Annotated in this window: 26 protein-coding genes; 17 read left to right on the forward strand and 9 right to left on the reverse strand. The window is 69.4% G+C overall.

Annotated features, from left to right (window positions below):
* Positions 1 to 68: 68 nt before the first annotated feature.
* Positions 69 to 671, reverse strand: coding sequence for a macro domain-containing protein (locus GPZ80_RS06420; protein ID WP_376771648.1), 603 nt, complete (start codon positions 669 to 671; stop codon positions 69 to 71).
* A 110-nt stretch (positions 672 to 781) separates the two neighbouring features.
* Here GPZ80_RS06420 and pheA point away from each other — a divergent pair, with 110 nt between their 5' ends.
* The 4 genes from pheA to GPZ80_RS06440 all read left to right on the forward strand — a co-directional run bounded on the left by pheA (position 782) and on the right by GPZ80_RS06440 (position 4,222).
* Entirely contained in the window at positions 782 to 1,696 is a 915-nt protein-coding gene (gene pheA / locus GPZ80_RS06425) for a prephenate dehydratase (protein WP_187219096.1), read from the forward strand.
* Positions 1,697 to 1,701: 5 nt separating this feature from the next.
* Positions 1,702 to 2,304 (forward strand): histidine phosphatase family protein, encoded by a 603-nt coding sequence (locus GPZ80_RS06430; RefSeq protein ID WP_187219752.1) that lies wholly within the window; start codon positions 1,702 to 1,704, stop codon positions 2,302 to 2,304.
* Between the two features lie 101 nt (positions 2,305 to 2,405).
* On the forward strand, positions 2,406 to 3,413 hold the full coding sequence (locus tag GPZ80_RS06435; protein ID WP_187219099.1) for an ATP-binding cassette domain-containing protein: 1,008 nt from the start codon (positions 2,406 to 2,408) through the stop codon (positions 3,411 to 3,413).
* Positions 3,413 to 4,222 carry an ABC transporter permease gene (locus GPZ80_RS06440; protein ID WP_187219101.1) on the forward strand — a complete coding sequence of 270 codons (810 nt, stop codon included), beginning with the start codon at positions 3,413 to 3,415 and terminating at the stop codon, positions 4,220 to 4,222. Before GPZ80_RS06435 ends, GPZ80_RS06440 begins: the two co-directional genes overlap by 1 nt.
* A gap of 17 nt (positions 4,223 to 4,239) precedes the next feature.
* On the opposite strand, the gene GPZ80_RS06445 is transcribed toward GPZ80_RS06440, so the two are convergent.
* Positions 4,240 to 5,472 carry an MFS transporter gene (locus GPZ80_RS06445; RefSeq protein ID WP_187219753.1) on the reverse strand — a complete coding sequence of 411 codons (1,233 nt, stop codon included), beginning with the start codon at positions 5,470 to 5,472 and terminating at the stop codon, positions 4,240 to 4,242.
* A gap of 304 nt (positions 5,473 to 5,776) precedes the next feature.
* Here GPZ80_RS06445 and GPZ80_RS06450 point away from each other — a divergent pair, with 304 nt between their 5' ends.
* Both GPZ80_RS06450 and GPZ80_RS06455 read left to right on the forward strand, forming a co-directional pair.
* The gene (locus GPZ80_RS06450) at positions 5,777 to 6,172 is read left to right on the forward strand and encodes a PASTA domain-containing protein (protein WP_187219103.1); all 396 of its coding nucleotides are present in this window, start codon (positions 5,777 to 5,779) and stop codon (positions 6,170 to 6,172) included.
* Positions 6,172 to 6,534: a nucleotide pyrophosphohydrolase gene (locus tag GPZ80_RS06455; RefSeq protein WP_187219105.1), complete on the forward strand. Its 363-nt coding sequence runs from the start codon at positions 6,172 to 6,174 to the stop codon at positions 6,532 to 6,534. Before GPZ80_RS06450 ends, GPZ80_RS06455 begins: the two co-directional genes overlap by 1 nt.
* Before the next feature lie 26 nt (positions 6,535 to 6,560).
* Here the strand turns inward: GPZ80_RS06455 and shbA are convergent, their stop codons facing one another.
* Together shbA and GPZ80_RS06465 are read right to left on the reverse strand one after the other, a co-directional pair.
* Positions 6,561 to 7,208, reverse strand: a complete 648-nt coding sequence (gene shbA / locus GPZ80_RS06460; protein WP_187219106.1) for an RNA polymerase sigma factor ShbA — start codon at positions 7,206 to 7,208, stop codon at positions 6,561 to 6,563.
* A gap of 130 nt (positions 7,209 to 7,338) precedes the next feature.
* Entirely contained in the window at positions 7,339 to 7,878 is a 540-nt protein-coding gene (locus GPZ80_RS06465) for a glucosaminidase domain-containing protein (protein WP_187219108.1), read from the reverse strand.
* Between the two features lie 154 nt (positions 7,879 to 8,032).
* On the opposite strand from GPZ80_RS06465, the gene GPZ80_RS06470 reads away from it, so the two are divergent.
* The 3 genes from GPZ80_RS06470 to GPZ80_RS06480 all read left to right on the forward strand — a co-directional run bounded on the left by GPZ80_RS06470 (position 8,033) and on the right by GPZ80_RS06480 (position 11,469).
* A complete protein-coding gene (locus GPZ80_RS06470; protein WP_187219110.1) occupies positions 8,033 to 8,932 on the forward strand; it encodes an AurF N-oxygenase family protein in 900 nt (299 codons plus the stop codon).
* A gap of 45 nt (positions 8,933 to 8,977) precedes the next feature.
* The gene (locus GPZ80_RS06475) at positions 8,978 to 10,156 is read left to right on the forward strand and encodes an RtcB family protein (RefSeq protein ID WP_187219112.1); all 1,179 of its coding nucleotides are present in this window, start codon (positions 8,978 to 8,980) and stop codon (positions 10,154 to 10,156) included.
* A gap of 155 nt (positions 10,157 to 10,311) precedes the next feature.
* A complete protein-coding gene (locus GPZ80_RS06480) occupies positions 10,312 to 11,469 on the forward strand; it encodes a macrolide family glycosyltransferase (protein ID WP_187219114.1) in 1,158 nt (385 codons plus the stop codon).
* Positions 11,470 to 11,585: 116 nt separating this feature from the next.
* Here GPZ80_RS06480 and GPZ80_RS06485 read toward each other — a convergent pair whose 3' ends face one another.
* Positions 11,586 to 11,936, reverse strand: a complete 351-nt coding sequence (locus GPZ80_RS06485) for a metallopeptidase family protein (protein WP_091384298.1) — start codon at positions 11,934 to 11,936, stop codon at positions 11,586 to 11,588.
* 4 nt (positions 11,937 to 11,940) lie between these two features.
* A complete protein-coding gene (locus tag GPZ80_RS06490) occupies positions 11,941 to 12,915 on the reverse strand; it encodes a septum formation family protein (protein ID WP_187219116.1) in 975 nt (324 codons plus the stop codon).
* Between the two features lie 135 nt (positions 12,916 to 13,050).
* Between GPZ80_RS06490 and GPZ80_RS06495 the strand changes: the two genes are divergently transcribed.
* Genes GPZ80_RS06495 through serS form a run of 4 tightly spaced genes read left to right on the forward strand, consistent with a single transcriptional unit; the run spans position 13,051 to position 16,685 of the window.
* Positions 13,051 to 13,677 carry a hypothetical protein gene (locus GPZ80_RS06495; protein ID WP_222718973.1) on the forward strand — a complete coding sequence of 209 codons (627 nt, stop codon included), beginning with the start codon at positions 13,051 to 13,053 and terminating at the stop codon, positions 13,675 to 13,677.
* A complete protein-coding gene (locus GPZ80_RS06500; protein ID WP_187219118.1) occupies positions 13,678 to 14,844 on the forward strand; it encodes a glutathionylspermidine synthase family protein in 1,167 nt (388 codons plus the stop codon).
* 37 nt (positions 14,845 to 14,881) lie between these two features.
* Positions 14,882 to 15,370 carry a DUF350 domain-containing protein gene (locus tag GPZ80_RS06505; RefSeq protein WP_312880160.1) on the forward strand — a complete coding sequence of 163 codons (489 nt, stop codon included), beginning with the start codon at positions 14,882 to 14,884 and terminating at the stop codon, positions 15,368 to 15,370.
* Positions 15,371 to 15,422: 52 nt separating this feature from the next.
* On the forward strand, positions 15,423 to 16,685 hold the full coding sequence (gene serS, locus GPZ80_RS06510; protein ID WP_187219122.1) for a serine--tRNA ligase: 1,263 nt from the start codon (positions 15,423 to 15,425) through the stop codon (positions 16,683 to 16,685).
* 60 nt (positions 16,686 to 16,745) lie between these two features.
* Here serS and GPZ80_RS06515 read toward each other — a convergent pair whose 3' ends face one another.
* Both GPZ80_RS06515 and lhgD read right to left on the reverse strand, forming a co-directional pair.
* A complete protein-coding gene (locus GPZ80_RS06515; RefSeq protein WP_187219124.1) occupies positions 16,746 to 18,056 on the reverse strand; it encodes an SdrD B-like domain-containing protein in 1,311 nt (436 codons plus the stop codon).
* 242 nt (positions 18,057 to 18,298) lie between these two features.
* Positions 18,299 to 19,486, reverse strand: coding sequence for an L-2-hydroxyglutarate dehydrogenase (gene lhgD / locus GPZ80_RS06520; protein WP_187219126.1), 1,188 nt, complete (start codon positions 19,484 to 19,486; stop codon positions 18,299 to 18,301).
* A gap of 41 nt (positions 19,487 to 19,527) precedes the next feature.
* Between lhgD and GPZ80_RS06525 the strand changes: the two genes are divergently transcribed.
* Together GPZ80_RS06525 and GPZ80_RS06530 are read left to right on the forward strand one after the other, a co-directional pair.
* Positions 19,528 to 20,826: a lipopolysaccharide biosynthesis protein gene (locus GPZ80_RS06525; RefSeq protein ID WP_187219128.1), complete on the forward strand. Its 1,299-nt coding sequence runs from the start codon at positions 19,528 to 19,530 to the stop codon at positions 20,824 to 20,826.
* Between the two features lie 245 nt (positions 20,827 to 21,071).
* Positions 21,072 to 22,322, forward strand: coding sequence for a hypothetical protein (locus tag GPZ80_RS06530; protein ID WP_187219130.1), 1,251 nt, complete (start codon positions 21,072 to 21,074; stop codon positions 22,320 to 22,322).
* A gap of 74 nt (positions 22,323 to 22,396) precedes the next feature.
* Here GPZ80_RS06530 and GPZ80_RS06535 read toward each other — a convergent pair whose 3' ends face one another.
* Positions 22,397 to 23,029 carry a class I SAM-dependent methyltransferase gene (locus tag GPZ80_RS06535; RefSeq protein ID WP_187219132.1) on the reverse strand — a complete coding sequence of 211 codons (633 nt, stop codon included), beginning with the start codon at positions 23,027 to 23,029 and terminating at the stop codon, positions 22,397 to 22,399.
* 68 nt (positions 23,030 to 23,097) lie between these two features.
* On the opposite strand from GPZ80_RS06535, the gene GPZ80_RS06540 reads away from it, so the two are divergent.
* Together GPZ80_RS06540 and GPZ80_RS06545 are read left to right on the forward strand one after the other, a co-directional pair.
* Positions 23,098 to 23,700 carry a class I SAM-dependent methyltransferase gene (locus tag GPZ80_RS06540; protein WP_312880161.1) on the forward strand — a complete coding sequence of 201 codons (603 nt, stop codon included), beginning with the start codon at positions 23,098 to 23,100 and terminating at the stop codon, positions 23,698 to 23,700.
* A gap of 39 nt (positions 23,701 to 23,739) precedes the next feature.
* The gene (locus GPZ80_RS06545) at positions 23,740 to 25,983 is read left to right on the forward strand and encodes an RCC1 domain-containing protein (RefSeq protein ID WP_187219136.1); all 2,244 of its coding nucleotides are present in this window, start codon (positions 23,740 to 23,742) and stop codon (positions 25,981 to 25,983) included.
* Positions 25,984 to 26,001: the final 18 nt, after the last annotated feature.

Genomic DNA, 26,001 nt, shown 5'->3' on the forward strand with positions numbered 1-26,001 from the left:
GGTGTGTCGCACATGACGGCGAGTTATGGATGGATCATGTGGTAGGTGCTCTGAGCTGCGCGAACAGCTCAGGCGGCGGCGAACGCCTCGTCCCAGGCCGCCGCCACCTGGCGGGCGCAGATCTTCGGGTCCACCCGTCCCACACCGGTCCCTAGGCCAGGCATCGCGATCTTCGTGACCGCCGCGCGCACCGGGGTGCCGTCGTCGAGGACGCCTTCGCGCCACAGGCGGAAGACCGCACGGGCGGCGAGATAGGGGTGCACGGTGTCCGGCGGCAGGACCGTCGAGGGCTCCCGCATCGTCGGCGCGCTGATGAGCCACGCGGGCGCCGCCGCCCCCGTCGGGACGATCAGCGCCTCGCCGACCGGCAACTCGCCGCCGTGGGTGGCCAGCACCGCGCTGCGCACCCGCTGCTCGATCGCCGGGAAGGTGTCGGCGTAGACCGCGTCGATGCCGCCGCGCATCCAGCCGTAGGAGTTGGCGGGGGAGACCACCGCGTCCGCCCCGGAGTCCACGATGGAGCCGCGGTGCAGGCGGATCTCGGCCCGGCCCGCCGACGCGGTCGCCCATGCCTCGGCCATCGCGTCGCTTACCGCGCACAGCACCAGATCGAGGGTGTCGGCGCGCGGTCGTAGGTCGGTCACCTGTCCGGTCTCCGAATCCGCGGTCACAACTCCCAGCATGACATCCGATCGGCCCGCCGGGTAACCGCCATTTGACCGGCACACCACACGTTCGGGTGGTTTGCCTTGGCCGACCCGGTCTTGCGTACTGTGGTGCCGTGCCGAGAATCGCCTACTTCGGACCGCAGGGCACGTTCACCGAACAGGCCGCCCGTGCGTTCGACGAGCACGCCGACCTCGTGCCGCTGTCCACGATCCCTACGGTCGTCGCCGCGCTGCGCGCTGGGGCGGCCGACTTCGCCTGTGTGCCCATCGAGAACTCGGTCGAGGGGTCGGTGTCGGCCACGATGGACACCCTCGCCGCCGACGAGCCGGTCGTGGCGATCGGCGAGCACGTGCTGCCGATCCGCTTCTCGCTGCTGACCAGGCCGGGGACCGCCGCGGCCGACATCGGGACCGTGGCCAGCCACCCGCATGCGCTCGCCCAGGTCCGCGACTGGCTGGGCAAGAACCTGCCCGGCGCCCGGCAGCTCGCGGCGACGTCCACCGCGGCCGCCGCCGTCGGGGTGCTCGACGGCGAGTTCGACGCCGCGATCACCGCGCCCGTCGCCGCCGAGCACTACCCGCTGACGGTCCTGGCCTCCGACCTCGCCGACGAGGGCGACGCGGTCACCCGGTTCCTGCTGCTGGCCCCGCCCGGCACCCCCACCGAGCCGACCGGCTCCGACCGCACGTCGGTCATCGTCGTGGTGTCGCACCGGCCGGGCGAACTGGCCGCGATGCTCACCGAGTTCGCGCTGCGCGGGCTCAACCTCTCCCGCATCGAGTCGCGCCCGCTGCGCGCCCGGTTCGGCGAGTACCGCTTCTACCTCGACTTCGACGGCCATGTCAGCGAGGCCCGCGTCGGCGACGCTCTCGCCGCGCTGCACCGCCGCAGTCAGGAGGTCCGCTTCCTCGGTTCGTACCCGAAGGCCGACGGCTCGGCATCGGTCGCCGTGCCCGGCTCGCAAGACACCGATTACGAAGCGTCCGCCGCGTGGCTCGCCACGCTGCGAAGAAGGGAGTCCGAGTGAGCGGTCTGCGGCTCATGTTGGTCAGACACGGCGAGACGCCGTCCAACGTCCGGCACGTGCTCGACTCCCGCCCACCCGGCCCACCGCTCACCGAACTCGGCCGCAGGCAGGCCGAGGCCCTGGCCGACCGGCTCGCCGACCACCCGGTCGTCGCCGTCTACGCGAGCACCGCGATCCGCGCGCAGGAGACCGCCGAGCCGGTCGCGAAGTTCCACGGCCTGTCGGTCGACGTGCTCGAAGGCGTGCACGAGGTCCAGGTCGGCGACCTCGAGGGCCTCTCCGACCCGGACTCGATCCGCCGCTTCGGCGAGATCTTCCTGCGCTGGACCGCGGGCGATCTGGCCGCGGCCATGCCCGGCGGCGAGACCGGGCAGGAGATCCACGACCGGTTCCTCAAGGCCGTCATGACGGTCCGCGAAGAGCACTCCGACGGCGTGGTCGTGGTGGCCACGCACGGTGGCGTCATCCGGCTGATCGCCGAGTACCTCGCCGACAACGTCGGACCCCAGCTCGCCAATGCGGGCCTTATCCCCAATACCGGACACGTTCTGCTCGAACCTCGCGAATCGGGCTGGCACTGTGTCGAGTGGACTGGGGTCGACATCTAGCCCGAATCCAGCTCTGTGCGAAATTCGGAGGGAATTGTCGGCGGGTCGGTCTAGCCTCGCGAGTGATTCATTCTTCGACCAAACGCACGGGAGACTCGCTCATGCCCCCCTCCGCGTCCCAGGTCGCGGTGCACGCCGAGGCGCTGGTGAAGACCTACGGGTCCACCCGCGCCCTCGACGGTGTCGACCTGGAGATCCGCTCCGGAACCGTGCTCGGTCTGCTCGGTCCCAACGGCGCAGGCAAGACCACCACTGTCCGGATCCTCACGACTCTGCTCAAACCCGACTCCGGCCGGGCGTTCGTCGCGGGCCACGACGTGCTCGCCGACCCGGCCGCGGTGCGGCGCAGCATCGGGCTCTCCGGCCAGTACGCGGCCGTGGACGAGAACCTCACCGGCTACGAGAACCTCTACATGGTCGGCAGGCTCTACGGCATGTCGCGGTCCGATTCCGGCGCCCGGGCCCGGGCGCTGCTCGACCGCTTCCGGCTCAAGGACGCCGCCGAGCGCCCGGCCAAGACGTACTCCGGCGGTATGCGGCGCAGGCTCGACCTCGCGGGCGCGCTGGTCGCCGAGCCCACCGTCGTCGTGCTCGACGAGCCGACCACCGGGCTCGACCCGCGCGGCAGGCTGGACACCTGGGAGGTCATCGGCGAACTCGTCGCCGACGGCGCGACCGTTCTGCTCACCACCCAGTACCTCGAAGAGGCCGACCAACTGGCCGACAACATCCTGGTGATCGACCACGGCAAGGTCATCGCGGGCGGCACGCCCGACCAGCTCAAGAACGGCGTCGGCGGCGAGCGCATCGAGGTCGTGGTCGGTGAGGCGGGCGAGGTCGAGAAGGCCCGTCAGATCCTGTTCAGCCTCGGCTCGGGCGAACCCACGGTCGACGACCACCAGCGCCGCGTGTCGGTCAAGGTCGACACTGGGCCGAAAGCGCTGGTCGAAGCCCTGCGCAGGCTCGACCAGGAGGGCATCTCGATCCTCGACGTCGCGCTGCACCGCCCGACGCTCGACGACGTTTTCCTCTCGCTGACCGGCCACGCCGCCGAAGAGGCAGTGGAACCCGAGCCCAAGGGCCGCAAGAGCAAGAAGGGGGCCTCCTGATGAGTGTCATCACCGCGGGCGCCCGCGACAGCAGTGTCGTGACCTGGCGCAACCTGATGAACGTGCGGCGCCAGCCGGACCTGCTGTTGGGCGCCACCGTCCAGCCGATCATGTTCGTGCTGCTGTTCGCCTTCGTGTTCGGCGGCAGCATCGGCGACAACCCGGACGCCTACCGCGAGTTCCTGATGGGCGGCATCTTCGCCCAGACGGTCGCGTTCAACTCGGCCTACACCACCCTCGGCATGGCCGCCGACCTGGAGAAGGGCGTCATCGACCGGTTCCGGTCGCTGCCGATGTCGCGCGGGGCCGTGCTGTTCGGGCGCACCACCGCGGACCTCGCGGTCAGCGCTCTGGGACTGCTGGTGATGTCGATCTGCGGCCTGCTCGTGGGCTGGCGGATCCGGGGCAGCTTCCTCGACGCGGTCCTCGCGTACGCGATCCTGCTGCTGTTCTCGTTCGCGATGTCCTGGGTCGGCGCGTTCGTCGGCATGGCGTCGGGCAATGTCCAGGTCGCGCAGAGCGCGGGCTTCATCTGGATGTTCCCGCTGACGTTCGTGTCGTCGGCGTTCGTCTCCGCGAACGCGATGCCCGGCCCGCTCAAGGTCATCGCCAACTGGAACCCGGTCACCGCGGTGGCCGACGCGGTCCGCGACCTGTTCGGCAACCCGCGTCCCGGCATCCTGCAGGCGACGTCGGACTCCTGGCCCGCGCAGCACTCCGTCCTGTGGTCGATCGTGTCCTGCTTGGCCATCCTGGCGATCTTCGCGCCGATCGCGGTCGCGAAGTACCGCAAGGTGGCCAGCAAGTAGTCGGTCCGGCGGGCGACCTACGGGGCGCCCGCCGCCGACATGCTGTCGACCTCGCCGCGGTGTCCCGCGAGGGCGAACCACACCGCCACGGCGAGGGCGAGTTGCAGCAGGCCGGAGATCGCGAACACGGCCCGGGTGCCGAGCCAGGTCGCGAGCAGGCCGCCGAGCAGCGCGCCGACCGGGATCGCCCCCCACACCGCGGTCCGCCAGACGCCGAGGACCCGGCCGAAAAGGTGGTCGGGGACCAGCGCGTGCCGCAGCGACCCCAGGATCACGTTCACCACCACGACGGCCGCGGCGAAGCCGCCGAACAGCAGGCTTGCCGTCACCGGGTCCTTCGACACCGACATCGCGGTGAACGCCAGCCCGCAGCCCACGATCGACCCGACGAGCACCGTCCGCCGCGACAGCGCCCGGGTCAACCGGGGCGCGACGAACGCGCCGATGATCCCGCCCGCGCCGCCGACCAGCGCGAACACGCCGAACGTCGCCTCGCTGAGGTGGATGTCCTGCAGCGCGTAGAGCACCAGCAGGGCCTGCGCCAGCTCGGTCGCGAGCGCCATGGTCGCGGCGCACACGGCGAGCCGCACCATCAGGGCGTTGCCGCGCAGCCAGCGCACGCCCTCGCCGAGTTGCACGCGCAGCGACTGGGTCGGGCCGGTGGCCACCGGTCGGAAGCGGCCGTTGATGCCGATGAGCAGGACCGCCGCGATCGCGAAGCCCGCCGAGTTCAGCAGGAACGGCATGGCGGCGAACACGGCGAAGGTGAGGCTGCCGAGTGGGCCGCCGAGGAAGGTCTGGCCGACGATCTCGACCGACTGCAGCTTCCCGTTCGCCGACTCGAGTTGATCGCGCGGCACGACCGCCGGGACAAGCGCTTGCGCCGCGTTGTCGGCCACGGTCTCAACGGCGCCAAGCAGGAGCGCCATTACGTAGAGTAGCCAAATTGTGGTCGCGTCGGCCAGGACGAGCAACCCCAGACCGCCGACGATCGCCGCTCTGGAGAGGTTCGCGATCAGCATCGCCCGGCGGCGGTCCACCCGGTCGACCAGCGCTCCACTGACCGTGGCGAACAGCAGCCAGGGGAGAAAAGCCGTCGCCGAGAGACCGGCGATCAAGATCGGATCCCGGGTGATACTGGCCGCGAGCAGGGGAAAAGCCACCTTGCCGATGCCGTCGCCGAGGTTGGACAGCGCACTGGAACCCAGCAACCAGCGCAGTCGCCTGTCCTTCACTCCGTCGCCCCCCATCGGCACGACGGGTAATCGTGCCGAGCTGGTTCCCACCATGCCGAGGACGCTACTGAGGGCTCACGCGCGGTTACTACCTCCGAACGGGCGTTGTCCCTCCCCGGCGATTGCGCCGAACGTCCGCACGTGCGCCCGCCCGCCCGGAAATTCCGAAAGTAACCCGACGCGGGCGCAGCCGCGACTCGTCGCAGGTCAGGGGGATATCGGGGCGGTGGAAGGAGACGATCCGGGCGCGCGTCACCGCGCGGCGGGCTGGTGATCACTGCAAGACTGGAAGATCACCGTCCCCGACCCAGGAGACGTCATGCGCGTTGCCGTGATCGCGATCCTTCTCGCCGCGCTGTCCGCGTGCGGCACGACTTCGGCCCCGGAGCCGCTGCCCGCGGTGAGCGCGGACCCGTCCGCCGTCCCCAGCCAGTCACCCGTCCCCGGCAAGTCACCTGTCCCCGGCACGTCGCCCGCTCCGGCCCCCGCGGACGTGGCCGCGCTGCCCGCCGTCGTGGGCATGAACCACCAGTCCGCCCAGGACGCGCTGCAGGCGGCGGGCTTCTACTACCTCACCGAGGAGGACGCGACCGGCCAGGGCAGGCTGCTGGTGTCGGACCGCAACTGGGTGGTAGTCGAACAGGTCCCGGCGGCGGGCACCATGGTGGCGAAGACCGAGAAGATCCTGCTGCGGTCGAAGAAGAAGGGGGATTAGTGACTCTCGAGGAACTCGCCGAGCGGCAGCGCGCGTTCATCACCGCCCGCGAGTGGGAGCCGTTCCACACGCCGAAGAACCTGGTCATGGCCCTGACCGGCGAAGTCGGTGAACTCACCGAGTTGTTCCAGTGGCTCACCCCGGAGCAGGCCGCGGCGGCGGGCGCCGACCCCGCGCTGCGTCCCCAGATCTCCGACGAACTCGCCGACGTCCTGCTCTACCTGGTCCGCCTGGCCGACACCCTCGGCGTCGACCTGATCGAGGCCGCCAACGCCAAGATCGACCGGAACGAACACCGCTTCCCGGTGGGCGACGGCGCCCATTGCGGCCTGCGCCGGGTCCCGGGCGACTCCACCCGCTGAGTCGGCCGGTGCGGTGAATCGATTCGCTAGGCGACGGCGAGCGTCTTGCGCAGGCGGTTGAGCGCCCGATGCTGCGCGACGCGGATGGCTTCGGCGGTGGTGCCCATCGTGTCGGCGGTCTCCTGGGCGGACATGCCCATCACGATCCGCATGATCAGGATGTCGCGCTGGCGCTGGGTGAGGGTGCGCAGCAGGGCGCCGGTGTGCTCGGTCAGCTCGTGGCGCAGGGTGATCTGCTCCGGCCCGTCGTCAAGGCTCATGACGTCCGGGTTCTCCGCGGTCGGGTCGGACTTGTCCCGGGTGTTGGCGCGGTGGACGTCGGCGATCTTGTGCGCGGCGATGCCGTAGACGAAGGACAGGAACGGGCGGCCCAGTTGCTGGTAGCCCGGCAGGGCTCGGAAGACGGCCACACACACCTCCTGGGCCACGTCGTCCGGGCTGCTGAAGGAGCGTGGCATGCGGCCGAGCTTCACCCGGCAGTAGCGGACGATGAGCGGCCGCAGGAACAGCAGCAGCGCGTCGGTCGCACCTCCGTCGCCCGCGATGGCGGCCGCCACGGCCTCTTCGACGTTCTGGCGGTCGACCGGCCCCGAGAAGCGCGGTCTGGTTCGCACGGCCCGAAGTGATGCTTCGAGTTCCGCGAGTTCGTCGTCAAGCTCCACCGTGCACAACATCGCGTCCTCCTGCGCCAGTGACTCTCACCCCTAAGAGAGCCGGGCAGGACACGCGAAATACATGCCGGGTGGTTCTTTCTGACCGATTGGGCGGATTTTCGTGATTCGGTAGCGGAGCGCTCTCAAGCGGTCACTGGGGGGCATCCAGGCGGTAGAGATCATGCTTGCGCATCAGCCGGATGACCTTTTCGGCGTAGCTGGGGTCGGTGGCGTATCGCTTGGCCACCTCGGTGATGAACGCGTCGGGATCCGCGGCGAGCGGGAGCGCGGCGGCGTAGTACGGGCTGGTCGTGAGGTGCCTGCCGTAGTCGCGGAACGAGTCGGTCATCGACGCGTAGACCCGGAATTCGCCGACCGTGGGGTGACAGTCGGGCGTGCACTCGGTGGTCGGATGCTCGACGCAGCCGACCGCGATCGGGCCCGGGTCGCCCGGGGCCTTGCATTTGTAGCCGAAGTAATTGCCGGAACCCGTCGCGAGCGGGCTGCGGCCCCACGCCGATTCGAGAATGGACTGCGCGGCAGTCACGGATGCCGGGATCGCGAATTCCGCGGCGACCGAGCGGGCGGCGGGCATCGCGACGGCCAGGTACTGCTCGTCGGTGTCGTCCTCGGCTGCCGCGGGCGCGGACCACAGCACCAGCATGGCCAAGGCGAGAACTGTGGCTCGCATGCCAAGAAGCGTCGGCGCGGTGCGCCGACGACGCAACCGCGCGTCACTCGGACGAGTGGGTCTTGACATCCGCGCGCGGCCGCGCCAGCCTGAAGAAGTAACTGTTACCAGTCGTAACAGATAACGGCGACGCGGCCGTGAGAGGTGGAAACCGATGGCTCGTGCTCTCGAACCCAAGGACTCCGACCAGGTCGGAGCCCGGCTGCTCGAAGCATCCGTCCGCAACAGCTACGACCCGCACCTCGACATCGACTGGGCCGCGCCGCTGGCCGTGGGCAAGGCCTACATGCCGTTCGAGCGGGTCTCCCTCTACGGCACCGACCTGTGGCGCGGGCTCAGCGAGGAGCAGCGGATCGAGCTGTCGAAGCACGAGATCGCCAGCATCGCGGGCGTCGGGCTGTGGTTCGAGATCATCCTGATCCAGCTGCTCGTGCGCTACGCCTACGACCTGGACCCCACCAGCCCCCACGCGCAGTACGCGCTGACCGAGATCGGCGACGAGACCCGGCACTCGATCATGTTCGCCAAGGCGATCGCCCGGTTCGGCGCCCCGGTCTACGGGCCCGGCCGGGCCATCCACGAACTCGGCCGGATCTACAAGACGATCGCGGGCGGTCCGTCGATGTTCGCCGCGGTGCTCGTCGCCGAGGAGACCACCGACCGGCTGCAACGGTCCACAATGGACAACCCGGAGATGCAGCCGCTCATCCGCATGGTCAACCGAATCCACGTCGTGGAGGAGGCCCGGCATGTTCGGTTCGCCCGCGAGGAGGTCATCCGCTCGGTGCCGAACCTGAGCAGGGCGCAGTTGGAGTTCCACCGGCTCGCGACCGCCGTGGTGGCCTTCGCCGTGATCGATTCGCTGATCAATCCGCGGGTCTACCTGTCGGTGGGGATCGACCCCAGGGAAGGTCGGGCCGCCGCGCTGGCCAACCCGAACTTCCACGAGACGCGGCGGTGGATGGCGGAGAAGGTGATGGAATTCCTGACCGACGTCGGCATGGTCGGCGGCCCGTCGAAAGCCATCCTGCGCCGCGCGCATCTGCTGCGCTGAAGTAATTCGTTCGGCGAAAACCCAAGGCACGCTTAGGCTTTCCCCATGTCAGCGACCACGATACCCGGCAAGCACGTCGACATTCGCCTGTGGACCCAGCCCGAAACGGTTGAGGGACAGGCGATGGCGCAGCTGCAGAACATCGCCGCGCTGCCGTGGGTCTTCAAGCACGTCGCGGTCATGCCCGATGTGCACTACGGAAAGGGCGCCACGGTCGGCTCGGTCATCGCCATGCGCGACGCCGTCTCGCCCGCGGCGGTCGGCGTCGACATCGGCTGCGGGATGAGCGCGGTCCGCACGTCGCTCACCGCGAACGACCTGCCCGCGGGCCTGGCCAAGCTGCGCTCCGACATCGAGGCCGCCGTGCCTGTCGGGTTCGCCGCGCACAAGGCCGAGGCGTTCACCGGACGCGACGCGGCGGACTGGCCCACGTTCTGGAAGGCGTTCGACGACCTCACCCCGGTCGTGCGGCGCAACGAGGGCAAGGCCCACCAGCAGATGGGCACCCTCGGCGGCGGCAACCACTTCATCGAGATCTGCCTGGACGAGGCCAAGCAGGTCTGGGTGATGCTGCACTCGGGTTCTCGGGGGATCGGGAACATCCTGGCGCAGCACCACATCGAGGTGGCCCGCAAGCTCGCGCACAACCAGGACCTGCCCGACCGGGACCTGGCGGTGTTCCTCGCGGGCACTCCGCAGATGGCGGCCTACCGGCACGACCTGACGTGGGCGCAGGAGTACGCGCGGCGCAACCGCGCGGTCATGCTGCGCCTGGTCTGCGACGTGCTGCGCAAGCAGTTCTGGCAGGTGAAGTTCGACGAGCCGATCTCGGTGCACCACAACTACGTCGCCGAGGAGACGCACTTCGGCGAGCAGGTCCTGGTCACCCGCAAGGGCGCGATCCGGGCGGGCCGCGGCGAGTTGGGGGTCATCCCGGGCTCGATGGGGACGGGGTCCTACATCGTGCGCGGCCTCGGCAACCCGGACTCGTTCGAGTCGGCGTCCCACGGCGCCGGTCGTCGGATGTCGCGAAACAAGGCGAAGCAGCGCTACACGCGTGACGACCTGATCGAACAGACCAAGGGCGTCGAGTGCCGCAAGGACTCGGGTGTGGTCGACGAGATCCCGGCGGCCTACAAGGACTTGGACGAAGTGATCCGCAACCAGGACGACCTGGTTGAGGTCGTCGCCAAGCTCAAGCAGGTCATCTGCGTGAAGGGCTGAGACCCGCGCGTCCGGATTCAATTCGGATGCGCGGGTCCAGACCCGCTTGTACATTTCCCGGCATGGCGTTCCAGGTCTTCTACCTCTGATACCGGCCACGAGCCCGCGCGGCTCGTGCCGCCCATCCGCACCCATCAGAATCCTGGAGTTCTCCCATGCCACATGTGGCCTTTATGGCCGTGCCCGCGCACGGCCACGTCAATCCCAGCCTTGCCCTGGTCGCCGAGATGGTCGACCGCGGCCACCGGGTCACCTTCGCCATCAACGACGAGTTCGCCGCACAGGTCCGCGCGGCGGGCGCCGAAGTCGTGGCCTACAAGTCGACGTTCTCGACCGCGGTCGAGAAGCTCGCCAACGAGCCGGACGACCTGGCCTCCGCGCAGCGGATGTTCCACGACGAGATGGTCGCGGTCACCCCGCAGGTCAAAGCCGCGTACGCGGGTGACCGCCCGGACGTGGTCGTCTACGACATCGGCGCCTGGCACGCGCCCATCCTTGCCGCGAAATGGGACATCCCGGCGATCCAGCTCTCACCCACCTTCGTCGCCTACGACGGGATGGCGGAGGACTTCGGCATCGACCTCGACGCCGAACCCACCCCGGAGATGGCGGCGCTGATCGCCGAGTTTGACGAGTTCGCCGCCGCCCAAGGCGTCGACCTCACCCGCGACGAGGTGATCTACCTGCCGAAACGGTGCGTGGTCACCATCGCGCGCACATGGCAGCTCAAGGGCGACAAGGTCGCCGACCACTACACCTTCGTCGGCCCGAGCGTCGACACCCGGGTCGGCGAGTGGACCGCGCCGGATGAGCGGCCGGTGCTGCTGGTCAGCCTCGGCTCGGCGTACAACGACCGCCTGGACTTCTACCGGGAGTGCGTGCGCGCGTTCACCGGGCTGGACTGGCACGTGCTGCTGTCGGTGGGCAAGTCCATCGACCCGGCCGAGCTGGGCGAGGTCCCGGCGAATTTCGAGGTCGTCCAATGGGTCCCGCAGGTCAGCGTGCTGGCCAAGGCGAGCGCGTTCGTCACGCACGCGGGGATGGGTTCGACCATGGAGGGCCTGTACTTCGGGGTGCCCATGGTCGCGGTCCCGCAGGCCGTCGACCAGTTCATGAACGGCGCCCGCCTCGCCGAACTCGGCCTCGGCGCGCACGTGCCCATGGAGGAGGCCACGGCCGACCGGCTGCGCGAGGCGGTGCTGCACGTGACGTCCGACCCGGACATCGCGGCGCGGGTGAAGGCCGTCCGCGACGAGGTCCGGGCGGCTGGAGGGGCAGCCAAGGCAGCCGAGGTTATCGAGTCGGTGCTCTAGCGACCGGCCGACAAGACCGCCGTCCAAGGGACCGTGACGAAAACCGACGACGGTCACCGCCGGTCGCACGCATCACGGAGGGTGACCACTGTGAATTCCGGGGAGGCGGACTAGTTCTAGCCCCAACCCAGTTCGTGGAGGCGGTCGTCGTCGACGCCGAAGTGGTGGGCGATCTCGTGCACCACCGTGATGGCGACCTCCTCCACGACGTCCTCCTCGGAGTCGCAGATGTCGAGGATGGCCTCCCGGTAGATGAAGATCCGGTCGGGCAGCTCACCGCCGTACATCGACGTGCGCTCGGTCAGCGCGATGCCGTGGTAGAGGCCGAGCAGGGTCGGGTCGTGCTCGTCGCGGTCCTCGACCAGCACCACGACGTTGTTCATCGCGGCCGCGAACTCCGGGGGAATCAGGTCCAGCGCGTCGGTGACAAGCTCGTCGAACCGCTGCCGGGGCATCTCCACGGCCACCCGCTCAGCCGCCGGAGGGCGTCGGCGCGCCGGGCGGCGGCTGTGTGGCGGGTGGGGGCGTGGCGGGCACGGCCCGGACACTGCCGGTGACCGGCGCCAGTCCGCTGCCGTCGGGCAGCTTCGCGCCGACCCGGCAGTCGACCTTGCGCGACCCGGCCGCCCAGCTCTCCGGGCGCAGCGTGTCCGGGTACGGGGTGAGGCCCTTCTTGGCGAGATCGGCGCCGCCCGTGTACGCGGTGGTGACCTCGGCGCACAGGTCGCTGGCCCGCTCGGTCTGGGCCTCGACGGCCGGGTACTCGGCGGGGAACGCGGCCCCCAGGTCGACGTTGCCGACGATCTCGAAGGCGTGCACCTGGTCGCACGGGACCGGGTCGCCGATCTCCTGGCCGACCAGGGCCAGACAGGTGCCCGGCTCGTGGATCTTGGACTGGTCCTGGCGGGCCGCCGACCCGACCGTCGTGAGCAGCGCGCCGGAGGGTGCCGCGCTCTGCAGGCCGCAGCGGACCTTGCGGTCTCCCTCGGCCCACTGCTCGTTGGTCGGCTTGAGCGCGTTCACGCTGAACTTGCCGAACGGGTCCAGGTTGCCGCCGAGGTAGGTGACCGCGCCCGGCGTGCACTTGGCGACCGCGATCTCCTGCCACTTCTCGGTGTCCGGCGGCGGGGCGTTCTCCGGGTACTCGGCGGAGATGTCGACGTTGCTGGTGACCTCGAACAGGTGGGCCTGGGCGCAGTCGACCCGGCGCATGTCCGCGCCCTCCGGCGGCGTCCACTGCAGGCAACTGCCCGCGGGGGAGTCGAACGCCTTGCGGCGCTCCTCCTGGGCGATGGCCACCGGGTCGTTGCGACCGGCCTCGACCGGCCACGAGAAGACGATGCTCGTGCACAGCAAAATGAGCGCACCGGCGAAGGCCCCGGCCATCAACAGCCGTGTCTTCGCCGTCGCGTCATTTGGTCGAAACCATTCGCTGCTTCCAGACATCTATTCCATGATGCCGTGTCCCGGTCCGGGGCGCGGCCACCGGGGACCGATCCGAGCTGGACGTGAGGTTGCGATCAGGACAATCATGCGACGTCACAGCGTTCGGATCGGTACTGTTCGCGCCGGGAGTGGTTCATGACTGACAACGACAAGCCGACCGACGACGGCTCGCCAAAGCAGCCACCGCCTTACCAGCCACCGGAGCCACCGGAGCCACCGGAGGCGGTAGGGGCAAGGCGCGGCTCGGTGAGCTACCAGGAACCGGGGAAGACCGCGCCGCGCGCGCCTTCCCTCGCTGACCAGCGCGCCCGCGAGGTGGCCAGGCGCCGCGAGCGGGAGGCCGCCGAAGCCGAGTACCTCGAGGCCGAGCGCAAACGCAAGAAGCGCAAACGCATCCTCATCGGCACAGGCGTGACCGTCGGCGTCGTCGCCGTCGTGGCCGTGATGTACGCCGCCGCGACGCCCGATCCGGTCACCGCGACCTGCACCGACAGCAACGGCGTGGTCGTCGAAGAGAACCTGTGTGACGAGGACTACGCGCGCAGTCACGGCGGCTACCACAGCGGCGGCTTCATCTTCATCGGCGGCAGCTCGTACCGCTACAACTACGGCGGCACCGGCAGGCCCGGTCAGAAGGTCACCGGCGGCACCTACGTGGCGCCGTCGGGCAACACGCCGGTCCGGACCGCGTCCGGCAAGTCGGTGTCGCGCGGCGGCCTCGGGGTCGGCGGCAGCGGCGGCGGCAAGAGCGGGGGCAGCTGAGTGCGTCGTGAGCGCTCAACGCCTCGGCCGGACTGGCGGCAGAAGATCGCTTCGCAGGGGCTCGTGTTCGGCACCCCCGCGCGCGACGGTGTCGGCGGAGCCCGGCCGTACTGGGATGAGTCCGTGCACTACGTCCTCGAACTCGACGACGTGCTTTCGGTCGAAGCCGACGTCGAACTGCTGCACTCGATGTGCCAGGACGCCGTCGAGCACGTCGTCCTGACCGAGCGGTACCGCGACTTCGGTCTGCCCGAGTGGGTGTGGCCGCACATCGCCGAGTCGTGGAAACGGCACGACCCGCACGTCTACGGCCGGTTCGACCTGCGCTACGACGGCCGGGGCCCGGCGAAACTGCTCGAGTACAACGCCGACACCCCGACCTCGCTGCTCGAGGCCGCCGTCGTGCAGTGGTACTGGAAGACCGACGTCTTCCCCGAGGACGACCAGTGGAACTCCATCCACGAGAAGCTGGTCGAGCGGTGGGCGGAGATCGCCGACAAGCTCCCGTCGAAGGAAGTGCACTTCACCTGGTCGCAGGCCGACCCCAGCGGTGAGGACCACATCACCACCGCCTACCTGCAGGAGACCGCCGCCGAGGCGGGCCTGGACACCATCGGCCTGGCGATCGAGGAGATCGGCTGGGACTCCGACCTCGGCCGGTTCGTCGACCTCGCCGACGTGTCGATGAAGTCGGTGATGAAGCTCTACCCGTGGGAATGGGTCGTCGACGAGGAGTTCGGCAAGCGCGTCGTCGAGTCGCTGCCCGGCACCCTGTGGGTCGAGCCGCTCTGGAAGATGCTCCTGTCCAACAAGGCCATCCTGGCGGTGCTCTGGGAGATGTACCCGGGCCACCCCAATCTGCTCCCGGCGTTCCTTGACGACCCGGGGCTGCTGACCGAGTACGTGCGCAAGCCCAAACTCGGCCGCGAGGGCGCCAACATCCAGATCGTGGCGCCAGGCTATGAGACCCAGACGACCGGCGTGTACGGCCGAGAAGGCTTCGTCTACCAGGCGTTCGACCCGCTGCCCGAGTTCGACGGCTACCGTCCCGCGCTCGGCGCGTGGATCGTGGGCGACCACTCGGCCGGGCTCGGCATCCGTGAAACCGCGGGCCTGGTGACCGACGACGGCGCGGCGTTCGTCCCCCACCGGATTCCGCAGTCATGATTTCCGACAGCAAGACATGCAAGCCCATGGAGGACGTGTGACCAGTCAACTCGCCGCACTGTCGAATGCATCCGGCGTTGCGCAGTATGCGCTTCCGGCTGGATTCGGCGCCGACCTCGGCAAAGGCATCGGCGCCATCGCGCTCTACGCCATCGTCGGCCTCGTCCTGATGCTGATCGGCTTCTACGCGATCGACTGGACCACGCCGGGCAAGCTGTCCGAGTTGGTCCGCACCGGCAGGCCCAACGCGGTCATCGTGACCGCCTCCGGCATGGTCAGCATGGCCCTGATCATCGTGGTGGCGATCTTCTTCTCGGCCAGCGACCTGACCGCGGGCCTGATCACGTCAGTGGTCTACGGCCTGGTCGGCATCATCGCCCAGGTGCTCGCCGTGCGAACCCTGGAATGGGTCACCAAGCTCGATGTCCGCAACACGATCGAGGCGGAGAAGTTCGCCCCGGCCAGCGTCGTCGTCGCCGCGGTGCACATCGCGCTGGGCTTGATCGTCGCCGTCGCGATCTCTTAGTTAGGCATATCCGGTCGTCGCAGGGTGTGGGGCCCGACTACCCTCACACCCTGTGATTGACCTCAAGGTTCTGCGCGAAGACCCGGAGACCGTGCGCGCCTCGCAGCGCGCCCGCGGTGAGGACCCAGCCGTCGTCGACAGTCTGCTGTCGGCCGACGAGCGCAGGCGGTCCGCCATCTCCCGCGCCGACAACCTGCGCGCCGAGCAGAAGATGTTCGGCAAGCAGGTGGGCAAGGCCCGCGGCGAGGAGCGCGACGCGCTGCTGGCCAAGGGCAAGGAGCTGTCCAACGAGGTCAAGGCCGCCGAGGCCGAGCAGGGTGAGGCGGAGGCGACCTTCGCCGAGCTGCACCGCGCGATCCCGAACCTGATCCACCCGGCCGCCCCCGTCGGCGGCGAGGACGACTACACCGTCCTGGAGACCGTCGGCGAGCCCCGCGACTTCGATTTCGAGCCACTCGACCACCTCGACCTCGGGACGCGCCTGGGCGCCCTCGACATGGAGCGCGGCGCGAAGGTGTCCGGCTCGCGCTTCTACTTCCTCACCGGCATCGGCGCGCAACTACAGCTGGCCCTGCTGAACATGGCCGCCGCCCAGGCGACGGCGGCGGGCTTCACGCTGATGATCCCGCCGGTCCTGGTGCGCCCGGAGATCATGGCGGGCACCGGCTTCCTCGGCGCCCACGCGAGCGAGATCTACCAGCTGCGCGACGAGGACCTGTACCTGGTCGGCACGTCGGAGGTCGCCCTCGCCGGCTACCACGCCGACGAGATCATCGACCTGTCCAAGGGGCCCAAGCGCTACGCCGGCTGGTCATCCTGCTTCCGCCGCGAAGCCGGTTCCTACGGCAGGGACACCCGCGGCATCATCCGGGTCCACCAGTTCGACAAGATCGAGATGTTCTCCTACTGCAGGCCCGAGGAAGCAGAGGCCGAGCACCAGCGCCTGCTGGACTGGGAGAAGGAGATGCTGGCCAAGATCGAGGTGCCGTACCGGATCATCGACACGGCCACCGGCGACCTCGGCACCAGCGCCCACCGCAAGTTCGACTCGGAGGCCTGGGTCCCCACCCAGCAGGCCTACCGCGAGCTGACGTCGACCTCGAACTGCACGACGTTCCAGGCTCGCCGGCTGAACGTGCGCTACCGCGACGAGAACGGCAAGCCACAGACCGCGGCCACCCTGAACGGCACCCTGGCCACCACCCGCTGGATCGTGGCGATTCTGGAGAACCACCAGCAGGCGGACGGCTCAGTGGTGGTCCCGCAGGCACTTCGACCGTTCTTGGGACTCGACGTCCTCAAGCCCGTCAGCTGAGTTGCCCACCACGCAAACGGAGGGGGCATCTGTCGGATGCCCCCTCCGTTTGCGTATGTGTCAGCTCGCGAGGCTTGCCCGACGGCGGGTGAACCACAGGGCACCGGCACCTGCCGCGATCAGGGCGATGCCCGTGCCCACCGTGGCCACGGGGTTCGCGCCGGTGGCGGCCAGGGAGGCGGTGACAGTGGTCTTGGTCGTGTTCACCGGGATGACCGCCGCTGCCGGGGTGGTTTCGGCCTCGATGGCGGCGATGGACGCGGTCAGGACGTTGTTGGCCAGGTTGGGATCGGCGTAGCCGCCCCGGTCGACCTCAAGCCGCACGTCAGCGGCCCGAAACGCGCTCTCGACGCGAACCGTGACGCCGATGAACTCGATCAGGCCGGGGTGCCTGCGGCCCTCGAAGCCACCCGAAACCGACTGGCCCTGAATGGTCGACGGCATGCCGCCGAAGGTGTCCACCAGCTTGAGACCCGCCGGGACGGTCAGCGTCGCCCGGAGCTGTTCTGCGAGGTTGCCGTCCGGGTAGACGCCGCCGACGATGGTGAACTCGTCACCGACCTGGATGCTCGGGGCGAAGTCCGGGGACTTCATGTCATACGTCGTGTCACCCGAGATCATCAGCAGCTGTGAGGTGCGCATGTCCATCCGGGCGACCCGGTAGCCCGCGTCGACGCCCTTGATGGAAGCGCCCGCCTCGACGGTGATCGGGTCGGTACGGCCGGTGGTGAAGCCGAACTTGGAGTCGCCGCCTTCCCGCGTCCAGCCTTCGCTGGGGTCGAAACCCGCGCGGTCGTTCGCGCCCAGAACCTGTTGGCCCGCGGGAATGTCCGCGAGACAGTACGTCCCGTCGACGGCCGAGTTCTCGTAGTTCGAACCGTCGGACTCCACGCCGACCGTGCTGTTGGGGATCACCGGCTCCCCATCTTGACGTAGGCCGTCCTCATTCGCGTCGCGCCAGACGGTGCCGCAGATCGTGGCGCCTCGAATGCCGAACAGGATTGGGTCGATGGTGGTGGCCGCCGCCAAGACGATCTTGAATGAGGTCGGCGTGGTAGTGGCGAACGCGGGGTCGGAGTGGCTGATCTCGTACGCCCCGAACGGAATGCCACTGAACCGGTACGTGCCGTCGGCGGCGGTCAGCGCGGTGAATTCGCCGCCCGCGCCCTTCGCTTTCACCACCGCGCGGGCCCGGCCCGACTCTCCTTCGTCGACGGTGCCGTCGCTGTCTCGGTCGAACCACACGGAGCCGCCGAACTCGGTGGTGGGAGCCTGCGCGGCCGCCGTGCCCGTGAGCAGCACGGGGGCGACGGCGGCGGTGAGCATGGCGACGGTGGTGGCGTGCAATACCAGCTTGGTTTTCTTCGACATCGTTTCTCCCCAGTTGTTTCCCGCCACTTGGCGAATCACTCATAAAGGCGCTCAGGGCGGCCGAAGGTTGTTATCCGTTACGCAATGGAGACATTTATCTGATCGCATTCCATATAAGTGCGCGACAAATAGACCGTCAGCATTTGACGGCCGTGTTCGAGCGCTTTCGGTCGAGCTGAATTCCCCAGATCCGTGGTGCCTTCAAGCGGTACACGCCCGACCGGGCGTGCTGGTTGCCCCCGTTACGAAGCCGACACCTGGTCGGCGACGTGCTTGGCGATCTCCAAGGCGCAGGTCGCGGCCGGTGAGGGGGCGTTGAGCACATGGACCTGGTTCGGTGCGGTCTCGATCAGGAAGTCCTGGACCATCGAGCCGTCCGGGAGCAGCGCCTGGGCCCGGACACCCGCGCCGGAGCGGACGATGTCGTCTTCGCCCACCGCGGGGACGAGCTTGGCCAGGCTCTCGGCGAACCGTCGCTTCGACAGGGACCGGCGGACCTCGTCGAGGCCGATCGGGAGCGCGTACTTCTTCGCCAAGCGCCAGGTCCCGGGGAAGCGCACGGTCTCCGCGAGGTCGGCCGCGGAGATGTCACGCCACCGGTATCCCTCGCGTCGCAGGGCGAGGACGGCGTTGGGGCCCGCGTGCACGCTGCCGTCGAGCATCCGGGTCAGGTGCACCCCGAGGAACGGCAGCGACGCGTCCGGGACCGGGTAGATCAGGCCGCGGACCAGGTGGGCGCGCTCCGGTTTGAGTTCGTAGTACTCGCCGCGGAACGGGACGATCCGCGCGACGGGGTCCAGCCCGGCCATCCGGGCGATCCGGTCGCTGTGCAGCCCGGCGCAGTTGACCAGCGCGTCCGCGCGCAGCACCGCGCCGCCGGTCGCGACCTCGACGCCGCCTGCGCGGCCCGGGCGGATTCCGAGGACCGGTGTGGACAGCCGCAGGTCCGCGCCCGCGTCGGCGAGCAGCCCGGCCAGGGCCTCGCACACGGCGGGGAAGTCGATGATCCCCGTGCTCTCCACCCGCAACGCCGACACGCACGCCACTTCGGGCTCGTACTCGCGAGCCTCCTCGGCCGAGACCAGCTTCGCGGGCACCCCGTTGGCGGCCGCCCGCTCGGCCAGCACGGCCAACGCCGGCAGCTCACTGTGGTCGGTCGCGACGACGAGCTTGCCGCACACCCGCACGTCGACCCCGTGCTCGCGGGCGAACCTGACCATCGACTTGTTGCCCGCCACGGACATCCGGGCCTTGAACGAGCCGGGGGCGTAGTACAGCCCGGCGTGCACGACGTTGGAGTTGTGTCCGGTCTGGTGCGCGGCCCAGCCCGCCTCTTTCTCGAGCAGGGTCACCGCGACGCCGCGCCCCACCAACTCGCGCGCCGTCGCGAGCCCCAGGATTCCGCCGCCCACCACCAGCACATGTCGCACCCGGGCAGCTTAGGCGTGAACGGGTTCTCTACGGTCGAGCGGTGACTGCTGCAAACCTCCGGGAGCGGGTCGGCCCCGCGGTGCTGATGGGCGCGGGCCTCGTCGTCGTCGGTATCGCGGGTTACGTGTTCCTCGCGCTGGCAGGCCACGCGTTCTCCACGGCCGACGCGGCGGCCCTCGCCAGCTTCTACCTGATCGTGAGCATCGTCGGCCCGGGCGTGTTCGTCGGCCTGGAGCAGGAGACGAGCCGGTCCACCAGCGCCTGGCTGGCCCGCGACCGCCGTTTCGGCATCGTCGCCCGGCACGCCGCGCTGGTCGGCGCCGCCCTGCTCGCCGTCGTGGCGGTCGCGCTCCTCTTGATCGGTCCGCTGCTCACCGACAAGGCGCTCTCGGGCCAATGGGGCCTGTTCGCGGCGATCTTCGTGGCGGTCTCCGCGGCCGCGGCGATGTACCTGGTCCGCGGCCTGCTGGGTGGCATGCAGCGCTTCGGCGGATACGCGGCGACGCTGACCGTGGAGGGGCTCGTCCGCCTCCTGCTGTGCGTGACGGTCGTGGTCCTGGGCAACCCGGACGCGACCTGGTACGCGATCACGTTCGGCGTCGGCACCGTCCTCGCGGTGGCCGCGGGCCTGCCGTGGCTGCGCCACCCGCACGCGGGCGCGGTGCCCGACACCGTCGACACCGTCGACACCATCGACGACGCGGCGAGCCTGCGCGCGATGGCCCGAAGGCTGGTCCTCATGGTGGCCGCGGCCTTCGGCTTCCAACTGGTGGCGAACCTCGCGCCCATCGTCGTCACGGCCAAGCTCGGCGCCGCCGACACGGCCACTGCGGCAGCTTTCGCGTCGGCTTTCGTGCTGGTCAGGATCCCGGTGCTGCTCTTCGCGGCGGTCCAGGCCATGCTGCTGCCCGCCCTGACCAAAGCCGCGACAGTGGGCGACTTCGCCACGGTCCGGGCGACGCTGGGCAAATTCCTCGCGGCCGTGGCGGTAATCGGCACACCGACGGTCCTGCTCGCGCTGCTCATCGGCCCCGAAGCCGTCGAACTGCTCTTCGGTGCGAAGGTGCGGCTGCCCAGTGGGGTGGTCGGGCTGCTCGCCATCGGCACGGTCCTGGTGCTGACCACCCAGGTGCTGATGCCCGCCCTGCTCGCGCTCGGCAAACACCGGATCGTCACGATGGCGTGGGCCCTGGGCACCGTGGTGCTCGTCGGAGCCCTCACCCTGCCGTTCTCGCCGACCGCGGCGGCCGCGTGGGCACAGATCGCCGGCTGCGGGGCGGTCGTGCTGACAATGGCACTGAGCCTGTCCAGGACGCTGCACGCCGCCGAGAAGGCGTAATCAAACGGACACGCAAAGTAGTGATCAATTGGTGTGCCTGATGTTCGATGTACGTTCGCAATTCTTCCTGGCCCGGTCGTAGGCAATTCGGGTACGCTGCTCGGGAATCGGTTGGGTCGGGGGCCCGACAACTGGGGATGTATCAAGTCATCTTGGTGACTAGCTGTGTCCGACACTTTCGCGTGCGGACACAGCTCCAGCATGGGCAAAACGCAGCCGGAGCAATTCATCAGGAAGAGGAATAAATGGGGTTCTCCAAGTCCGCGGTGTTTGTGGCGACGACTGTCGCCGCGACACTGATCAGCGGGGCCGCGCAGGCGTCCGCCGCGCCAGAGCTTCCGGGGGCCGACACCGAGCTGCGGGCCGAGCTGACTGAGGCGCTGGCCGAGGGTGGTACCCGCTTCGTGCCGCTGTCGCCCACCCGCGTGCTCGACACCCGCAACGGCACCGGCGTTCCGGCCGCCGGTCCGGTGGGCCCGGCAGGCTCGATCGAGGTCTCGGTCGCGGGCAAGGTCCCGGCCGACGCTGTGGCCGTCGCGCTGAACGTCACCGGCACCGGCGGCACCGCCAACACCTACATCACGGTGTGGCCCTCCGGCCTTGAGCGTCCGCTGGCCTCCAATGTGAACCTCGCGCCCGGCGAGACCCGGCCGAACGGCGCCGTCACGGAGATCGGCCTCGACGGCTTTGTCTCCCTGTACAACAACGCGGGCAAGACGCACCTCATCGCCGACCTCGCGGGTTACTACACCGAGTCGACGATCGACACGGCCGCGTACTCCACTGTCGAGCCCGTTCGTATCCGCGACACACGCAACGTCGGTGGCGCTGTGCCCGCAGGCCAGTCCATTGAGATCGACTTCTCCGCCAAGGTTCCCGCCTCCGCCACCGCGGTGACGATCAACCTCACCGGTGTGGGCGCAACCCAGGGCACGTTCGTCACCGCCTGGCCCACGGGCACCGACCGGCCGACCGCGTCGAGCCTGAACCTCTCGTCGGCCGCGGCCACGCCGAACCAGGCCATCGTCGCGCTTGGCGCCGACCGAAAGATCTCGCTGTTCAACAATGCGGGCAGCACGCACCTGATCGTCGACCTGGTCGGGTACTACTCGCCCGAATCGCCGTACCATTTCTACCCGGTCGAGCCTTGGCGCAACATGGACACGCGCCCGGGCGGCGGTCTCGACGGCGGCTATTACGGCAACCTGCCCTACACGAATCTGCCCGCTGAGATCGTGGCCTTCACCTACAACGTGACCGGTACCAACACCACGGCGAACACTTTCGTCACCGTGTGGCCCGCCGGAATCGACCTTCCCACGGTGTCGAACCTCAACCTCGCGCCGGGCCAGACCTCGGCCAATATGGCCACCGTTGGCGTCGGTTACGAGGACGGCGAGCGCGCGGTGTCGTTCTACAACAACGCCGGCTACGTGGACCTGATCGTCGACGTCTCGGGCGTCTTCGCCACCCCGCCTCCGCCGCCCGCAAGCTGATCTTTTGGTGACAGTCGCTCAATGACCACTGGCCGGGGCCCATCGGGGCTCCGGCCAGTGTCGTCAGAAGGGAACTACGGCCTGCGCAAGGCGAAAAGCACGTTGTTGCGGCGCGGCGGGATGCGCGTCTCGCAGACGATCTCGAACTCGGGCAGTCCCTCGGCCAGCAGGTTCGACAGCTCCGGGCCGTCGAGGAAGCGCACGTCCTTGTCGCCGGTGACATAGCGGTCCGCCGTGTACGCGACGAGGTGCGAGAGCCCGGTGCCCTTTTCCCACTCCTTCACCGCGAGCAGCCCGGTCGGCGCGGTGAGCGCGGCCGCGTCCCGCAGCACGACGCCGCGCAGGTCCTCGGACACGTGGTGCACGACGTCCACGATGGCCACCAGGTCGAACGGCTCCGGCTTCTCGGCCAACAGGTCGGTCGACAGCATCTTGCGGAACTCCGCCCGGCTGTCGTCGCCGCGGAATAGCCTGCCCGGCTCAGGGCAGATGTCGATGCCGAGGTAGTCGGCGCTGGGGAAGACGCGCAGCAACTCCTCGCCGAACGCGCCCTCGCCGCACCCGATCTCCAGGATGCGTTTGGGGCTGCTGATGCTGGCCAGGGTGGTTGCCAGGTCGGCCAGGTTGATGAACCGGCCGCGATACGCGTTCGCGGCGGGGATTTCCCAGCGGCCGAGTCGATGCCGGATCGCGCTGCCGATGCCCACGGGAACTCCTTCGGGATGCGGTGAGGTCGCAGAATAGCGCTCACCCATCGATGGGATACCGTCGACGTGTGGCTTCGCTTGAATCAACGGATGGCCAGGGTTACACCGACCGGCTCAAGAACGTCCAGGGACCGCTGTGGAAGCGCGTTCTGGATGTTCAGCGGCCGTACCGGTGGAATGTGCGGAGGCTCTTCGATGAGCGCGAAGTCCTCGACGTGGGTTGCGGCATCGGCCGCAACCTGGGGCACCTCGCCCCACACGGTGTCGGAGTCGACCACAACGCGCACTCCGTGCAGCACTGCCGCGACCTCGGGCTGACCGCGTTCACCACCGCGGAGTTCGGCGACACGGAGTACGCGAAGCCCGGGCGGTTCGGGGGACTGCTCGCCGCGCACCTCGTGGAGCACATGCCGCGCCCACAGGCCGTGGAGATCCTGCGCGGTTATCTCGAGTACGTGGCCTCCGGCGGCCTCGTGGTCCTGATCTGCCCGCAGGAGCGCGGTTACGCCTCCGACAGCACCCACGTCGCGTACACCGACCTCGACGGTCTGGCCGACGTCTGCGCGCAGTTGGGCCTGACCGTGCAGGAGAGCAAGTCGTTCCCGCTGCCTCGGGCCGCCGGTAAACTGTTTACATACAATGAATTCGTCGTAGCGGCGACGAAAGCTTAAGAAGAACATCATTTCTGGGGGAGTTCTGTGCGTTATCAAATGCGTTCCGCCATGCTCGCGGCAGCCACCGCGCTCTTATCGATCACGGTGATCGGGTCGGCTTCGGCCGCGCCCGTTCCCGTAGCCGGATCCGGTTTCACCGAACTCGAACCGGTGCGCGTGCTCGACACCCGCGGTGGCGCCGGAATCCCGGTCGCCGGGGGCGCGAGCGTCACCCTCGACCTGTCGGCGAAGGTGCCGGAGTCGGCGACCGCGGTCGTCCTGAACGTCACCGGCACCGCGCCGACGAGGGACACCTATGTGACGGTGTTCCCGCACGGCGCCGAGCGCCCGACCGCCTCGAACCTGAACCTCTCGGCCGGGGAGACGCGACCGAACCTGGTCACGGTCGCGATCGGCGTCGGGCGCAAGGTCGAGCTGTTCAACAACGCGGGCAGCGTCCACCTCGTCGCCGACCTCGCGGGCTTCTACGCGGCGGACGCCGGCGTCAAGTTCGCCTCGCTGGACCCGGTGCGCGTGCTCGACACCCGATCGTCGGCCCCCGTCAGCCAGGGCGGCACCGTCACAATCGACCTGTCGGCCAAGGTGCCCGCGTGGGCCACCGCGGTCACGTTCAACCTGACCGGCACCGCCCCGACCTCCTCCACCTTCGTCACCGCTTGGCCGACCGGCACGGCCCGGCCGACCGCCTCGAACCTGAACCTGGTCGCGGGGCAGACCTCGCCGAACCTGGTGACCGTCGCCCTGGGTGCCGACCGCAAGGTTTCGCTGTTCAACAACGCGGGCACCGTGCAACTCGTCGCCGACCTCGCCGGGTACTACGGCAAGGACGCCGACCTGCTGTTCACCCCGGTCGCGCCGGTCCGCGCCGTCGACACCCGCGACGCGAACCAGCCGGTGCTGCCGAACAACCCGGTCACGATCGACCTCAAGACCGCCATCAGGGGCCTGACCGCCACACCCGTCGCCGTGGTGTTCAACCTGACCGGCACCGCGCCGACGACCGCGACCTACGTGACAGCGTCGCCCGGCGCCCGCACCGCGACCTCGAACCTCAACCTCGTCACGGGACAGACCGCGGCCAACCTGGTCACCGTGGGCGTGACGCCCGCCGCGACCTTCGCGCTGCACAACAACGCGGGCTCGGTGCACCTGATCGCCGACATCGCCGGCTACTTCACCCGCGGCTGCGCGAGCGCGTCGGGCTGCGTGTTCTCGTGGGGCGCGAACTCGGCGGGCCAGCTCGGCGACGGGTCCACCCAGGCGAGCCGCGCGACCCCCGGCCCGGTGTTCGGGCTGCCGGGGATCATCCAGATCTCGGCGGGCACCCGGGAGAACATCGCCCTGCGCGCCGACGGCGCCGTCTTCGTCTGGGGCGACGGCGACGTTGTCCCGGGCCCGGCCATCGCGTACTCGCCGGTCGCCATCCCGCAGCTCGCCGCCGACGTCGAGCAGGTCTCCGCGACCGACGACAACGCCCTGGCCCTGAAGTCCGACGGCACCGTGTGGGCGTGGGGCGACGGCGAGTTCGGCCAGCTCGGAAACGGCGGCACCGCGGACAGCGCCGTCCCGGTCCGGGTCGGCTCGCTCACCGGCGTGCGCGCCGTGGCCATGGGCGCCACCACCGGGTACGCCATGAAGTCCGACGGCACCGTGTGGGCGTGGGGCGACAACCGCAAGGGCTCCCTCGGCAACGGCACCACGTGCGTCCCCGCGACCGGCGTGAACTGCCACTCGACCGCGCCGGTCCAGGTCACCGGCCTCACCGGGGTCATCGCGATCTCCGAGGACGGCTTCGCGCTGCGCGCCGACCAGACCGTGTGGACGTGGGGCGCCAACGACGCGGGCCTGCTCGGCACCGACGCCACGCAGTCGTCGACCACGCCCGCGCAGGTCACCGCCCTCGCCGACGTCGTGCAGATCAGCGGCGGCAACACCAACCGGTACGCCATGCGGGCCGACGGCACCGTCTGGGCCTGGGGTGCCAACAGCGAAGGCCAGTTGGGCAACGGCGCCGGCGGCGGCGTCAGCGCCGTCCCCGTGCAGGTGTCGGGCATCGACGACGCCATCGGGATCGGCTTCGGCGAAGGCCACACCGGCTACGCCGTGCGGGCCGACGGCTCGGCCTGGGGCTGGGGACACAACCTCAACGGCGAACTGGGGCCAGACGTCGCCACGGCCACGTCCGAGGTGCCGGTTCGCATCGGCGGTCTCAACGGGGTGACCGCGATCAGCGGATACAGCCATGGCGCGCTGGCCCTGGTCGATTCCGGGCAGAGGTAGCCGACAGCGTTTCCAGCG

The sequence above is a fragment of the Actinokineospora xionganensis genome (assembly GCF_014323725.1).
In the GTDB taxonomy this organism is placed as follows: Bacteria; Actinomycetota; Actinomycetes; order Mycobacteriales; family Pseudonocardiaceae; genus Actinokineospora; species Actinokineospora xionganensis.